This window comes from Clostridium sp. BJN0013 (genome assembly GCF_040939125.1).
GTDB lineage: Bacteria > Bacillota > Clostridia > Clostridiales > Clostridiaceae > Clostridium_B.
The window spans coordinates 1,680,430-1,693,517 of record NZ_CP162495.1 but is presented as its reverse complement, the minus strand read 5'-3'; the positions used below and the strand labels follow the sequence as shown (position 1 = coordinate 1,693,517).

29 protein-coding genes are annotated in these 13,088 nt (G+C 33.7%); 1 reads left to right on the top strand and 28 read right to left on the bottom strand.

The genetic code is table 11. From position 1 onward, the window contains the following. The first annotated feature begins 348 nt into the window (after positions 1–348). Positions 349–1,362, top strand: coding sequence for a hypothetical protein (locus AB3K27_RS08825; RefSeq protein WP_368489303.1), 1,014 nt, complete (start codon positions 349–351; stop codon positions 1,360–1,362). Here the strand turns inward: AB3K27_RS08825 and AB3K27_RS08820 are convergent. From AB3K27_RS08820 to AB3K27_RS08685, 28 genes are all read right to left on the bottom strand, one after another. Continuing rightward, positions 1,310–1,897, bottom strand: coding sequence for a sce7726 family protein (locus tag AB3K27_RS08820; protein WP_368489302.1), 588 nt, complete (start codon positions 1,895–1,897; stop codon positions 1,310–1,312). The genes AB3K27_RS08825 and AB3K27_RS08820 overlap by 53 nt on opposite strands. 65 nt (positions 1,898–1,962) lie before the next feature. Next, a complete protein-coding gene (locus AB3K27_RS08815; RefSeq protein ID WP_368489301.1) occupies positions 1,963–2,499 on the bottom strand; it encodes a transcriptional regulator in 537 nt (178 codons plus the stop codon). Between the two features lie 49 nt (positions 2,500–2,548). Further along, positions 2,549–3,199, bottom strand: a complete 651-nt coding sequence (locus AB3K27_RS08810) for a hypothetical protein (protein ID WP_368489300.1) — start codon at positions 3,197–3,199, stop codon at positions 2,549–2,551. Next, complete coding sequence (locus AB3K27_RS08805) at positions 3,166–3,339, bottom strand: hypothetical protein (RefSeq protein ID WP_368489299.1); 174 nt, start codon at positions 3,337–3,339, stop codon at positions 3,166–3,168. The genes AB3K27_RS08810 and AB3K27_RS08805 overlap by 34 nt, the downstream gene beginning before the upstream one ends. A gap of 179 nt (positions 3,340–3,518) precedes the next feature. Next, complete coding sequence (locus tag AB3K27_RS08800; RefSeq protein WP_368489298.1) at positions 3,519–4,217, bottom strand: hypothetical protein; 699 nt, start codon at positions 4,215–4,217, stop codon at positions 3,519–3,521. 9 nt (positions 4,218–4,226) lie between these two features. Beyond that, on the bottom strand, positions 4,227–4,556 hold the full coding sequence (locus AB3K27_RS08795; RefSeq protein ID WP_368489297.1) for a MazG-like family protein: 330 nt from the start codon (positions 4,554–4,556) through the stop codon (positions 4,227–4,229). Then, positions 4,553–4,696: a hypothetical protein gene (locus AB3K27_RS08790; RefSeq protein WP_368490822.1), complete on the bottom strand. Its 144-nt coding sequence runs from the start codon at positions 4,694–4,696 to the stop codon at positions 4,553–4,555. Before AB3K27_RS08790 ends, AB3K27_RS08795 begins: the two co-directional genes overlap by 4 nt. A 2-nt stretch (positions 4,697–4,698) precedes the next feature. Then, positions 4,699–4,968 (bottom strand): DUF1064 domain-containing protein, encoded by a 270-nt coding sequence (locus AB3K27_RS08785; RefSeq protein ID WP_368491135.1) that lies wholly within the window; start codon positions 4,966–4,968, stop codon positions 4,699–4,701. 37 nt (positions 4,969–5,005) lie between these two features. Next, on the bottom strand, positions 5,006–5,173 hold the full coding sequence (locus tag AB3K27_RS08780) for a hypothetical protein (RefSeq protein WP_368491305.1): 168 nt from the start codon (positions 5,171–5,173) through the stop codon (positions 5,006–5,008). 177 nt (positions 5,174–5,350) lie between these two features. Continuing rightward, entirely contained in the window at positions 5,351–5,494 is a 144-nt protein-coding gene (locus AB3K27_RS08775; protein ID WP_368489295.1) for a hypothetical protein, read from the bottom strand. Positions 5,495–5,499: 5 nt separating this feature from the next. Further along, a complete protein-coding gene (locus AB3K27_RS08770; RefSeq protein WP_368490821.1) occupies positions 5,500–5,751 on the bottom strand; it encodes an AbrB/MazE/SpoVT family DNA-binding domain-containing protein in 252 nt (83 codons plus the stop codon). Positions 5,752–5,764: 13 nt separating this feature from the next. Further along, positions 5,765–6,544: an ATP-binding protein gene (locus AB3K27_RS08765; RefSeq protein ID WP_368490820.1), complete on the bottom strand. Its 780-nt coding sequence runs from the start codon at positions 6,542–6,544 to the stop codon at positions 5,765–5,767. Next, entirely contained in the window at positions 6,501–7,391 is an 891-nt protein-coding gene (locus tag AB3K27_RS08760) for a DUF4373 domain-containing protein (protein WP_368490819.1), read from the bottom strand. The genes AB3K27_RS08765 and AB3K27_RS08760 overlap by 44 nt, the downstream gene beginning before the upstream one ends. Before the next feature lie 80 nt (positions 7,392–7,471). After that, positions 7,472–8,323, bottom strand: a complete 852-nt coding sequence (locus tag AB3K27_RS08755) for a recombinase RecT (RefSeq protein ID WP_368490818.1) — start codon at positions 8,321–8,323, stop codon at positions 7,472–7,474. Further along, positions 8,302–8,499, bottom strand: coding sequence for a hypothetical protein (locus AB3K27_RS08750; RefSeq protein ID WP_368489292.1), 198 nt, complete (start codon positions 8,497–8,499; stop codon positions 8,302–8,304). The genes AB3K27_RS08755 and AB3K27_RS08750 overlap by 22 nt, the downstream gene beginning before the upstream one ends. Then, positions 8,499–9,443, bottom strand: coding sequence for a YqaJ viral recombinase family protein (locus AB3K27_RS08745; RefSeq protein WP_368490817.1), 945 nt, complete (start codon positions 9,441–9,443; stop codon positions 8,499–8,501). Before AB3K27_RS08745 ends, AB3K27_RS08750 begins: the two co-directional genes overlap by 1 nt. 171 nt (positions 9,444–9,614) lie before the next feature. Continuing rightward, a complete protein-coding gene (locus AB3K27_RS08740; RefSeq protein WP_368490816.1) occupies positions 9,615–9,839 on the bottom strand; it encodes a hypothetical protein in 225 nt (74 codons plus the stop codon). Position 9,840: 1 nt separating this feature from the next. Beyond that, a complete protein-coding gene (locus tag AB3K27_RS08735; protein WP_368489288.1) occupies positions 9,841–10,188 on the bottom strand; it encodes a YopX family protein in 348 nt (115 codons plus the stop codon). Positions 10,189–10,201: 13 nt separating this feature from the next. Next, positions 10,202–10,351, bottom strand: a complete 150-nt coding sequence (locus AB3K27_RS08730; protein ID WP_368490815.1) for a hypothetical protein — start codon at positions 10,349–10,351, stop codon at positions 10,202–10,204. Between the two features lie 94 nt (positions 10,352–10,445). Beyond that, positions 10,446–10,670, bottom strand: a complete 225-nt coding sequence (locus tag AB3K27_RS08725) for a Spo0E family sporulation regulatory protein-aspartic acid phosphatase (RefSeq protein WP_368490814.1) — start codon at positions 10,668–10,670, stop codon at positions 10,446–10,448. After that, on the bottom strand, positions 10,667–10,882 hold the full coding sequence (locus AB3K27_RS08720) for a hypothetical protein (protein WP_368490813.1): 216 nt from the start codon (positions 10,880–10,882) through the stop codon (positions 10,667–10,669). The genes AB3K27_RS08725 and AB3K27_RS08720 overlap by 4 nt, the downstream gene beginning before the upstream one ends. Positions 10,883–10,884: 2 nt before the next feature. Beyond that, positions 10,885–11,037, bottom strand: a complete 153-nt coding sequence (locus tag AB3K27_RS08715; RefSeq protein ID WP_368490812.1) for a hypothetical protein — start codon at positions 11,035–11,037, stop codon at positions 10,885–10,887. After that, positions 11,038–11,247, bottom strand: coding sequence for a hypothetical protein (locus AB3K27_RS08710; protein ID WP_368490811.1), 210 nt, complete (start codon positions 11,245–11,247; stop codon positions 11,038–11,040). It lies immediately after the preceding gene. Then, entirely contained in the window at positions 11,240–11,440 is a 201-nt protein-coding gene (locus AB3K27_RS08705) for a hypothetical protein (RefSeq protein ID WP_368490810.1), read from the bottom strand. The genes AB3K27_RS08710 and AB3K27_RS08705 overlap by 8 nt, the downstream gene beginning before the upstream one ends. Positions 11,441–11,452: 12 nt before the next feature. Next, entirely contained in the window at positions 11,453–11,680 is a 228-nt protein-coding gene (locus AB3K27_RS08700; RefSeq protein WP_368490809.1) for a hypothetical protein, read from the bottom strand. Positions 11,681–11,801: 121 nt separating this feature from the next. Further along, entirely contained in the window at positions 11,802–12,317 is a 516-nt protein-coding gene (locus tag AB3K27_RS08695; protein WP_368490808.1) for a helix-turn-helix domain-containing protein, read from the bottom strand. Positions 12,318–12,501: 184 nt separating this feature from the next. Further along, entirely contained in the window at positions 12,502–12,681 is a 180-nt protein-coding gene (locus tag AB3K27_RS08690) for a hypothetical protein (RefSeq protein ID WP_368490807.1), read from the bottom strand. 75 nt (positions 12,682–12,756) lie between these two features. Continuing rightward, positions 12,757–12,975 carry a helix-turn-helix domain-containing protein gene (locus AB3K27_RS08685; RefSeq protein ID WP_368490806.1) on the bottom strand — a complete coding sequence of 73 codons (219 nt, stop codon included), beginning with the start codon at positions 12,973–12,975 and terminating at the stop codon, positions 12,757–12,759. Positions 12,976–13,088: the final 113 nt, after the last annotated feature.

Genomic DNA, 13,088 nt, shown 5'->3' with positions numbered 1-13,088 from the left:
TATACACACATATATAGTATAATTTTTATTTACGGTTTCCCGTATTGGCAGCCCCATTTAACCTCGGGGCTAGAGGTTTATTTTAAGGGAGAGTTTGTATATGAGTTATTGCAATGCAGTTTGCAATTTTTCATTTTAACCATAATCGACTATATATAGTATATAACACTTTTAGATGAATTTTGTCCCAACTTTGTCCTATTTTTGTCTCAAATCTGTCTCATTTTTGTCTCACGATTTTTTTGCTGTCTATTGCATAATTTTACATTTTAATCTACTATTAAAATAAATAAATTTTATACTTTAAAGTTGGTTTAATAATATTTATTAAAAACAGGAGGGATAAAAATGATTAAATATGTTCCTATATTAAAATGGAAGCCAGGTGAAAAAGATTCTATCAAAAAGTTGAGCAAAGAACAGATTGAAAAAATTTTCCCTGTAATTGAATTAGTAGATGCAATAGATGCAAATAGTTTGCTAAGTCAAATACAAGAAACAGGCTTAGAGCACGCTTTTATTGATACTTCTCATTATGAGGAAACAGATATTAACTTTTATAAAAAATTAACTTCAAGAAATAAACCACTGCACATAATTCCTATATTTTATATTGATGATTTATTTAATAGCATTTCTTCTATAGAAGACCAATTTGATGAAATATGTATAAGATTAGCAATTCCTGAACCTCTTGATTCTTTAAGCTATACCGAATTTTTTAAAAACATATTTAAAAAAGAAACAAATTTAAAAATTGATATAATATTAGATTTAATTTTTGTTCAAGATATGGAATCAGCTTCTTTAAAATACGTAGCATTAAATCAAGTATTACACCAATTGGAACAATATCATGATAACATAAACAAAATAATCATTTCATCTACATCATTTCCCCAAAATTTAAGTACCTTAGAAGCAGGTGAAGAAAAATCGTATAAAAGATATGAATTTAGTATATTTAATAAAGCTTTAAATCTCCCCGAATATAAAAACTTAATGGACAAACTAATATATTCTGACTACGGTGTTAATAAATTTACAGATACAGAAATGGACTTTTCAAAACTTCAATATGGCATTCTGCCAAAAATAAAATATACAACTGATAATTTTTATTATGTACAAAAGGGTAAAAAAGACAGGATAAAAAATACTTATATTGTTTCAGTTTTTGACATGTGTGCTAAAATAGTTAATTCCAATTTTTTCTACGGAAAAGACTTTTCATATGGAGATAATCAAATATACACCAAATCTATTAATAAAAAAGGTCCTGGTAGAAGCAGAGATTGGGTTACAATTTCTACTGCTCACCACATAGCTGTAATATTGAAACAGCTCTCCAATTATATCTAAGTTTAATTATAGTCCTTGTATAATCTATTATTTCATTATTTGGAACTTCTTTTAAAATCATATCTATAAGAGCACGTTTTGTTTTGCTCTTATATTTTTTGTCTGTATATCTAGCAATTAGTTCTATAAGTTCGTCCTTCCATAAAATAGTTAGTCTTGAAAATGGATCTACTTTGTTATTAATACGTCCTTTTCTAACAGTTTTAAGCTCTTTATTTTCATTATAGTATTTAATTCCCCACCATTTGGGTATTATTTTCTTTACTTCATTCACATATTTCTTGGTTGTTACTAATACCATTCTATCAAAAACTTTACTATAATATTCTGATTGTCTAGGCAACCTTTGCAAGGTATCCATATCACTTTTTATTTCATATCCATGAAATAAACCATTGATTACGGCTATGTCTATCCTAACATAGCCGTTTAATATGCTCATTTCAGGCACAACGATAGTGCTAGTATCATTTACATACATTGGTTCTTTTGAAAAATCTCTATACAAAAATGATCTTATGTCACTATCATACATATCAAAATTCTCCTTTCACGATTAAAAAGCTAATTATATTATAATATATATTGTCAACATTATGTCTATCCAACTTTATACACCCTTTCCCACTTCACAATATCCTCCAGTATGTCCTCTCGCCACCTGTAGGCAGTACTTCTCACACCACCATACATTTCAGTTGCTATCCACCCGACGCCCTTGTTTAGCTTGTACTTATAAATAATGAATTGCATGATTTCTTCTGATAGTGGAGGGACTGTCAGTACTTTCTTCAACGGAGCTGTATTTCTTTTTAACTGCCTTATTCTGGCCATATTCTTACGGAGCTTTCTTCCAACATACTCAAGTTCATCCTCAAGCTTTTCAATTTCTCTAACAATTCCTTTTTCTGCTGTACTTTCTCCTGTAGGGCTTGTCTGTACCTTTTCACTAAAACTAGGGCTCATGTGGCTGTCTGCAACAACATATACATTACAGTGCTTTATATCCCATTGAATACTCTCTTCCTGATCTTGAAGGTCTTTGCATTCCAGTTCCAAAGCTTCCATTTCTTTTAAATCTCTAAAATAGCCATACAGCTTACCTTCTGTCCTTTTAAATGTTTCTTTGTCCAACATACAGTTCCCTCCCATGAACTTATTTAATTATGTCTATTCCTTATATCTCTCACTTACCCATCTGTTTCAAATCATCCTTAAAAGCCCTGGAATTGCAAATCATATTCACATATTCCTTTATTTTAAGTTTTGAAACCTTGGTACTCTCCCTCTTCTTCTCTATATCAACATCAATTTGTTTTATGGTTAAGCTAAGAGAATTAATTTCTTCCTGCAGCAGTTGGATTTTATCGAAATACCTTTCCCTTTCCAAACTTCTAGCATTCACATAATCGGTTATAGATTTTTCACTTTCCTCTAAATCTTCCTTCAGTAAATTTATTTCCTCCAGAAGGTCCTTAACAATTCCCCTGTTAGTTTTCCTAGGGAACCCAAAGTCTACTTTAATAAGTGTAACAATCACAGACTCGTCTTTACTTAAAACAAGGAGTATATCATCCTTCACATAAAATCTCCTGACTACCTTATCCTCACCAATCTTACCCTCTATCAGGAAATCGGAATAAGTGAATATCTTATTTACATCCTGTATTATTCGTTCATCATTGGCTATCATATATTCCTGAACAGCAAAGTCACCAGTTATTCCTTTCACTCTCTCTACATATCTTATTTTACAGTGTTTGGTTAAATCTATATGTTTACGTTCTGCTATCAATACTTCCATTATCTTTCTAACCTCCTCCCATGCCTGTCCCATTCCTTTTTAAACTCCTTATAGCTCTTTGCACTTTCCTTCTTGCAATTCCTAACAACTATATAAAAGCCTATTATCCCAACTATGCTAATTAAAGCCCATACTCCTATAAACGTATAACCCAATTTTATTAAATGTTCCATCTACTCACCTTCTTCAAATTCCCTGTATAATAAATCTAATTTTGGACATACTGTTTATTAAAGTATTATTTTAATCTCCATTTTAATTTTCATTTTCCAATAATAAATCCTTGTGCCGGGGATGCTCAAATCCCCAGTGTTTGGGTTCATCATATAATATTTGAAGTACGTATCAACTTCTAATATTTCTTCACTATTTCAGCTAACTTAACCCTATCTTCATTTGCAACAGCCTTATCTCCTATAGATTCTCTCATCTCATCAATTAAAGTTTCACACTTTGAGGTTTTGCAATAAAGTATCATGGCTAATCCTTTATTATCGCCTTCCAAAATTGTTATGGTTTTAAAAGAACTATCTTCTATGCCCAATGGATTGTGTATGCCAAAACCCTTATATATCACAGCATCTATTGTTTCAGTCTCACCACGAACACGCACCTCAATTTTCTGTTTCTTTTCTTTCAGGAACTCTTCGTTGGCTTTATTTTCAGCTTTTTCTTCATCTTTGATTCGCTGCTCCATATCATAAAAGTGGTGTATTTTCTTAAACTCTTCAAGATTCTTTCCATACAGTTCATCATCTTCCTTGGTAAATTCTCTTATATCTTCTAATTCATTTAGATTTATACTGGATACAAATTCACAATCTTCCCCAAGCAAATACCATATACAGTAGTCATAATCCTCTGATATATCATTTTTAAGCCCTTCAAAACTAAACTTATAAAATTTTTCCATATCACCTAAATTTATAGGATGGATTCCATGTAATTTCTTATCTTCCTCGTCTATTGTAAATCCCACTAGCTTAATTCCTCTTAGTTCCTGCAAGTCTTTACTGCAACCATTCTTAATTTTTCCAATTAATAATTTCATTTTCCCCACCTACTTCCTGCTAACATTAAATCTAATCTCCCCACAAGCCTCACAACCCCTATCTATAAGCTTTTTATTATGCCTATGAAGCCCTTGGGGTATATCAACTTTCTCTCTAAACAACTTCGCTAAAATTCCTATGCCCACCTGAATAACATCCAACACCTCTTCCATTATGTCTTTCTTATTCCCAGAAGAGAGAGCTCTGCATAACTCTCCTGCTTCTTCTAAAACTTTATCTTTCCAATTCTCCCAGGTCATTGTACGGTTGTCTATTTTATTACCTTTACTGTCTATCAGCTTCCTAAGTACCATTAGTTTTAGTTTCAATACGTTCACCTTCTCAATTCTTCAATTTGTCTTATATATCCAGAAGCCATAGCCTTGTACTGTTCTGGCCTATCTGGTAATAGCTTTTCTTTTAGGCATTGTAAGCTCTTTTCTAGTCTATCTATTTGAATTTTCTTGGACTTATCCATACTCACACTTCTTTCAATACTTTCAAATCAATATCTGGATACCTCAATTTAAACTGCTTGTACGTTCTCCTCCACTGCTGACTTTCATACCCTTTGGTATCTTCAACACTGTAGGTACCATCATTATTCAAAACCAGAAAATCAGCAGTATAAGTTATAGCTCTTTTCTCTTCTTTGCCCTCCTGAATAATAAACTCCGGTTGCAATATAAATCCTGCAATTTCCCCAGCATAGAATAAAAGTTTTAACTGGCAGTACCTCTTCATCTCCAGCTGACTCCTGAAATATACTCCATCATGCCATACACCCTTATTCCTGTATTTCTGCCTTTTTACTTTTGGTTTCTCTACCTTCTGCCCTCTCTTTTTGAGATATTCCTGGTATTGTTCCTCTGTCCAGTTCATCCATCTTCATTCCTATCTGATTACCAAATTTTATGGGTCTGACATTCTCTATGATTATTAATTTACTTCTCACGCCCTCACCCTCTGCTTTTGTCTAACTCTCATCACATTTTTATCCTTGTGCCACGGATTATGATTATATCCTTTTATATTACAATCCATATACTTATTTTTCCATTCACAATAATAGGATTCTACTAAGGATTTTGGAATTTTAAATTTTTTTGACGCCTTTTTAATTAATTGATTTTTACGTTATCATCATTCTTGCTGAAATATTCAAAGCATTTGTCCTTATTACTAATTTCTTCGCCATATCTTTTTTGGGCATAATTTCCCAATTATCTCTTACGAAGTCAAGGGTTTCTTTTTTCCTTTCGAATGCAACTGCCATTTTTATCACCTCAATCTACTTGTCTTAAGGTTATCCAAGCACCTCTGGCACACCTTTTTCCCTTTCCACTTCACAACATCCTCTGTTTCTCCACAGAATATACAAGCAGGCTTATACTTTTTTAAAATAATTTCATCTCCATTTACAACCATTTCCAACGGTACACCCTCTGGCATATCCAATTTTTTTCTTAACTCCTTCGGTAGAACTACTCTACCCAGCTGGTCTACTTTTCTAACTATCCCTGTTGATTTCATTTGGTTTTCCTCCTCACTTTCTAACAAATTCCCTCATCCCATAATTGTACTCAGCACCCTTGAAAACCGTTATGTTATCTCCACAAGGTTCAAGTATTCTCCTTGCCAGTGCTTCATCAAGCTCTACAAGAATCCCCATTGTACACTCCGTACTTATCAGTGTTGGGAATTTATTAAAATACCTGTAATTTATAATTGGCATTATGTGCTTTATATCAACGTCGCTAAGCCCTATTCTATTTCCGTACCTGTCTTTAATCATCTGCCCATTTTTAACTTTGTCCTTAAACAAATCGTCTATAATCAACACTTTTGCTTTCTTATACCTGTCAGATAATCTCAAGTAATATTCATCATCATTGACATTTGCCTTAAGTTCTCTCATAGCTTCAAGATAAGGCATATATATAACCTGCACAGGATTTTTTCGGTTCAAAAGTGCTGCACCTATGGCTATTGCTATATGGCTTTTCCCTGCTCCAGATTGCCCTAATAAAGCAAAGCTATTTTCTTCGGTATCCATGATACTTTCAAAGTCACGTATATAGGCTTTAGCCATGTACAAAGCTTTTTTAGTGACATCATCATAGCCCTTGTAATCATTCAGAGTTTTCACCTTTGCAGGGTCCACCCCAAAACTTTTCCAAAGCATTTTGGCATGTTCTTTTTCGTAGCAACTACATCTTCTGTATCCTGTTTTTGTTTTCGCCCATCCGGTATCCTGGCATACAGGGCATTTATACACAGATCTACCCCCCAAATCTTGAGAAGTCGTATGGGCTTGAGTCCTCACCTGAGTCAGTATCCTGTTTAGAACTTCCACGCTTCCCACCTCCATTTTTCTTAGAATTTTTATTTTGCAATCCAGCATACAGCTTTTTTATTACAGGTACACAGTATTTAAAGCTGTTGATTTTATCAGAATCGGTATCTGGTTTAAAATCGGCAAACGCTTTATCTATACCCTTAAGGACTGTTTCAAGAATCGGTACCTCTTCACAGACTTTTTGGGCTGCTTCCCTTTCACTTATTCTTAATTGAGCATCTGGCTTACCTGATTTTTGACAGAAATAATCGAGTGCTACTACCCAGTTCTCTTTTTCTTTATTTTCTTTTTTAATAACAACATTATCTTTTATTTTCTTTTCCTTTCCTTTCTTTTCTTTTAGCATTGCTATGCATTGCTCATGCATTGCAGGCGCATCACTAGCATTTTTTTTAGCATCATTTTCTGTATTATTTTCATCAGTTTTTTTAGTCTCTGAATCCTTGTGCCATCTGGCATTAGCAGCCTTTCTTGCTTTCTCTGATTTAGCATCATTTTTAGCATCCTTTTCAGACATCCTTCTTAGCAAACTATTTGACCAAAAATAGGTGCCATCAGACTCAAATAATTTATACTCATTTATGCATTTTTCTACATACTCATGCAATGCATTTTTGTCGCATTGCAGTTGCATTGCTAACGTAATGCACAAGTATTTATTATATTCAAGTTTATATTCAGGCTGTTCCCTTAATATCTCAATAATCATCCAATACCATCCATAACCTTCTGCTCCATACTCGCTTCTCATGGCGAGTATTTTGGGATCATTTCTGGCATTATAGTCATGAGAGAAGTAATACGTCTCCTTCATAATTTCTCCTCCGCATTGGAATTTTAAGCAGCCTGCCAGATCGGTACCGGCAGCCCTGCTTTGTAATCTCTAAAATAATTCTAGCTTTCCGCACCTTCTTCAAACGGTGTGCCTTTATACAAATCCTTCTCATCCTGTTCCTTGTCTTCTTCCTCTGTTTCTGTATACTCCACATCAGTAGCATCTAACTCTTTTTCCTCTTCAAGTACCTCATAATTGTCCTCGTTAGTTCTAATTATTTTACCATCACTTGTAATTGCTTCCTGCATATCAATACTTAGAATTCCCCATGTTGAAAGCATGTTTTTAAGTACTGTTTTCTTGGCCATTGTATCAAAATCTGTCTGCCATGGTCCTTTTTCAAAACTCTTGCTGAATCTCCTCGCATGAGATGTTACCTTTTCTTTATTCCAGTACACTATTTTTTCAAATCCATTAAGAAGCCTAAAGTATGCTGCATATCCCATAACTGCATCTGACTGCTTGTTTTCTAAATCCAGCTCCAGTTCCTCTGTAAGTGGATTAAAGCTCTTAAATTGTCCTTCATATATCTCTGTTACACTAAGCTTTTTATATTGTGCCGACCTTTGAGCCATCTGTATGAATCCCCTATATCCTATCTGAAACTGCGCTTCTAATTTTCCATGGTTTTTAAAAGGTATTATCCATGCAAAGCCCAGATTAGGATCTATGGGTAATTTCAAGGAAGCTGCCTTTAAGGCACTTCCCAAGACTGTCATGTCATCACAGCCTTTTAATTTATCCTGCTTTAAATTAAGTAAACTTGTTATAAATCCATTTGCCTGTTTATCCAGCATATCCTCAAACCTTTTCTTTATCCCCGCCGAATAGACAAGTGCTTTAAAAGGATCTTTTGGTGGTTTAGACTCTTTTTTTATAAGCTGCTTTTTTAAACTCTCTGTTGTTGCCATTGTTCTTTATCCTCCTTAAACTTGCACATTATTTTATCTTTATCACTGTCATAATATATAGAATCTATAAAATACTCACAATCGCTTGGATCATATAATTTAAAATCTTCATTATTCATAGTCTTCAATTGAGCATTAAAGCTATTTATAAGCGTTCTAAATGCTGGATTTCCCATTATACTTGTACCTCCTTGATACTGAATTTTCTATAGGAACTGGTATTCAAATATTGCTTAAATAGTTCCGGATGGTCCTTCTTAAATCTTTTATTGTCAAATTTATTAGCAGTTATACTCTTCCAGTCAATTTCATATTTATGTGCATACCCAATCTCTGCCTCGCCTAGCTCAAGTTTTATATTGTTTTCAATTTCTTTTGCCTGCAGCTCAAGGGTTTTTATTGTATTTTTAAGTTCAAGGTAATCTCTAATCTTGTCCTTATATTCAGATTTTAGATTTACAACCGTCCCCGGAACTGAGTCCTTGAATCTTTCTTTTAAATATCTTTCTGCCGCATCAGAACCATCCAACTTAGGCGGCACTCTTTTAAGTACATTGTTTTCCCAGAAGTCTTTTTCTTTGGCCACAATTATGTTTATAAGTTCCTCGTCTCTTTGGACTTCCTTGTATATAAACTTTTGTCCGCCTATAAGCACGGCTATATATGCCTTTTCATCCCCTGTAACAGCCAGATAGTGCATAACCTGTGCCAGATAGCTTACTGGTATTTCTTCACTTTCCCAGCCCTTAGCCAGATATGCATTTGTAGTTTTACATTCCAATAATGATTTCTCTCCAACTATTTCTCTATCTAAATTTGCAGTCATAAAAGGATATTTTATACTTTGAAGTATTGCATTTCTCTTTCTTACTTTTTTACCAGTTTCTTTTGAAAATCTTTTTGCTACCATAGGTTCAAGCACTATCCCCCAATAAGCAGCTTCACTTTGTTCGTTTGGTTCAACTATGTCTTGAGTTTTATCAATATATACATCAAAGAGCGTTTTATAATTATTCACTCCAAGGATTGCCCCTGCATCAGAGCCTCCAATCCCTTGCTGCCTGCTCTTTAGCCATTCTATTTCTGTCATATCTTTAGTTTTGGTCAATACCTTGTACAACTTTTGCCCCTCCTACATATTTACTTTTTTCTATAGAAGTAATAAATACTACTCACATAAATCACACTGCTACATAATATATAAAGAAATCATATATCATTCTCTCCCATATTTGATTTTTCCCCCATTCTGCGGTAGAATGGGGTTAACGATTTATTATTTATGGTCCTTTTATAAGGACTCTCTTTTTATCTTTAATAACTGTGCTATCTGTTTATCAGTTGCATCTCCAACATCCTCACATACAGTTCTCCCTGTATATGGTTCATAGAGCTTACCATCACTATCTAGGCATACATCATCATGTCTTACTATTTCAAGGGCTTCGTTTAATGTATATCCTTTGAAATACAACCTTACTGCCATTTCAAGCTTATCTTCTGTAAGTGCATCCATGTTACTCACCTTCTTTTAAAAGCTCTGGGTTAGCATAAATGTTACCAATAACTTTATACTTATAGTTTGTAATATATCTGTATAAAGATTTCCACCATGTGTCACCCTTTATATTTCGTTTTAAACGCCATGAGCCCATATAAAAAGCAACAACGTAATTAATTATGCCATCTGTTACTATATCGCCCTCATAAATTTCTACACCATTTTTGTCTTTCAATCCTGTGTACTGCATTAATACGATATTTCCTCTTTCCGAAGAATAAGTTTCCTTGCAATCTATACTTAACACTGGTAACATTTGTTTTGTCCATTTATCCCAGCATCTGAATTCAATTTTTCTTTGCATCTACTCCAACCTCCTAATCCTTCTTAATATCCAACTGCTTGTACACACCTTCCAAGTACCTTGCTCTTTCTCTATAGAATTCTATAAAATCAAAGCTTTCTTCTAAAAGTGCTTTTAGATTTTTATTTTCCTTCTGCAGCTTCACAAACTCTTTGTCTCTCATCTATTTGCCTCCTCTTTAAATAACATTTGCCAAGAATATAATCACCGGTATCAAAACAACTATGGTTAATTGATTCTCTGCATCATCTTCTCTTTTAAATCTGATTGTGTGATATATAGCTAGTGCAATAACTGCTATAAGGCTGTATATTCCCATCACTTGAGTTCCTAGCTGTGTCATATTTTCCCTCCTTCATTTTTCTCATTTCTGCATTTACAAGCTCGTCCATTTCCTGACTAACTTCTAAAGTTCTAATACCTGATAAGTCATATAAATCAATACATTCATGTAACTTATCTCTAGCAACTTCTATGGTCATGACTGCACCTGCTTTCCTGCTACCTTCAATCCATTTTTCCTAGCCCACGCATCTAAATTTTCCTGTGCCTCTTCTCTGGATGAAACCATTGGCATTGATGGAGACTTCACTCTGTGCAATCCACCATTCTTACTTTTTCTAAAAGTTCCGTATTCACTGCCTAAGCCAGTACTTACAAATATCTCATTACCTTTTTTATCTAAGTACTTCATTACTACTCCTCTCCATATCCTTTGCCATCTTCGCCTCTAAGAATAAGCTCCTTGCGATATCGCATTACATCTAGCCCTCCAATTGGAACCATACCATTGTTATAAGTCCAGATAGCGTTCTTTAAATCATTTGTAGATAATTTACTTAAATCCATTCATACTGCCTCCTTCCCAACTTTCTTCTCCATCCAATTGTCAAATTCACCAGCATATTCCCCATCTAAGTTAAAATCTGTTTTGATACCTTTCTCCTCCACAAATTGGTCCCACATATCTTCAAGCCACGCCATGTATTGATATCCTCTTACTTTGCTTGGGTCTATACCTGTGGCTTTAAGGTAAGCTCTGTATCTCTGGTTAAACATCTACCTTCCTCCTTTTCCTCCTACATGGTCGTTCCATATTCTTCAATTCCTCAGAATATTTATTTAATGGTAATCTTTCTAAAGAATCGGCGTAGTAATCCGCATCATCATATGGGTAACATAGCGTTTTAACAATTGTTCTTGCTGTGTTTCCAAATTCCTGTCTGGAATTTAGCAAATCCTTTATCCTCATTGTGTGTCACCTCTAGTACCACCCTTTATAACCAGGTGGAAGATTCTCAATTATTTTATCTTCCTTCATCCAGTAAAAGCATGTATTTGAATTTGTACCTAATAAAGAACTTGAATATGCAACTGTAATTAGATACTTAGTACCGAACAATCCTTTTTTAACTTTCTTTATAGTTCCTACCCTGGTTTCGTGGCACTTAAATTCAAATCTTACTTTTTCACGTAGTTTGTATTTTGCCAACTTAGACCATCCTTTCGTTTTTTATTTTTAATAGTAATAATTTTTACTTTGCAGCATAGAATATATTGGAGAAGTTTTTGCATTTATCTACAAAATAATTTTTATATAGTAGCGGATATTCTTATCTTTTAATGTATCTGCGAGTAATCATTTTTTCTTTCTGCTGATCAAACATTCCTTTAATATTTACACTATATTCTTTGCACATTATTGCTATGTAAATAGCACTTGCAATGTAAACATCTATTGTCTCCTGTATGCTTTCTTCTATAATTTCTTTATCCTCTGAATTACAACAAATTGGTTTTTTATAAAGTTTTGTTAAATTTATTGCTTTTATTGCTTCGTCTAATTCTTCTATTACCTTGTCCTTTACAGAAGCCCTGTGTAAATCAGTAGCTTCACCATCCAACCAATGTAATGTAAAAACATCACCAGTAACTTCACTTGCTGCTTCAAAATAAAGCCTTGGTTCATCAAGCTCTTTACAAATGTTTTTTAAATTCTCTTTTGTTAGTCTCCTCCTGCCTGTCTCTATAGCGCTTATCATTTTGTCTGATAAAAAACTTAGTTGCCCTAATTCTTCTTGTGTCATCCCCCTTTCTTCCCTAGCTTCTTTTATTGCAGTTCCTATCACTCTTTCTGTCACCTCCCTTCGCTGTAGAATCTTTGATAGATATTTTTTAAAATGTAGATTTTACCATATTTATATCTACTTTAAAGTTTGTTATATTTAAGTTGTTACTTTAAATATACTTATTATATAAATTAAGATATTTAAGCTTTAGTTAACTTGTTTGTTATCCCTGGTAGATGAATCTTTAACTAGCCACTGTTTGTTTTTCCTTTATTCTTTCTATAAGTTCATCTATCTGGTCAGGAGGTAGTTCATATTCACTCACTAATGCCCTAACAAAAGATCTTGCTTTCCTTGTTTCCAATTCATCAAGCAGCTTAGGATCTTCTGGATAATGGACTCTTACGTTTATTGGCTTTTGCAAAATAACACCTCCCCGGTATTTTTAAGCATACTTAGCTACAGTATTATATGCAGTTTTAATTATTGTGTGAGTTGGCTATACTACTTCTTTTTGAGTTGGTTCTGTATCATCCAACTCCAGCAACTTACTTACCGATACTTCTAAGGCTTGGGATAGTTTTAGCAATATTTTAACTGTGGGATTTTTTCTCCCGAGTTCCAGTTCACTTATATATGCTTGTGATACTCCTGATTTATCAGCTAGCTTTTGTTGAGACCAACCTTTTGATTCTCTCAACTTAGTAAGTTTATTCACCTTGAACACCTCCTGTAATTGTATTTTATCGCTTTGGCGATTTAATGTCAATACTATAGCGATAAAAATATTATAAAAATATATGTTATAATTGCTATAGCGATTATAAAAAA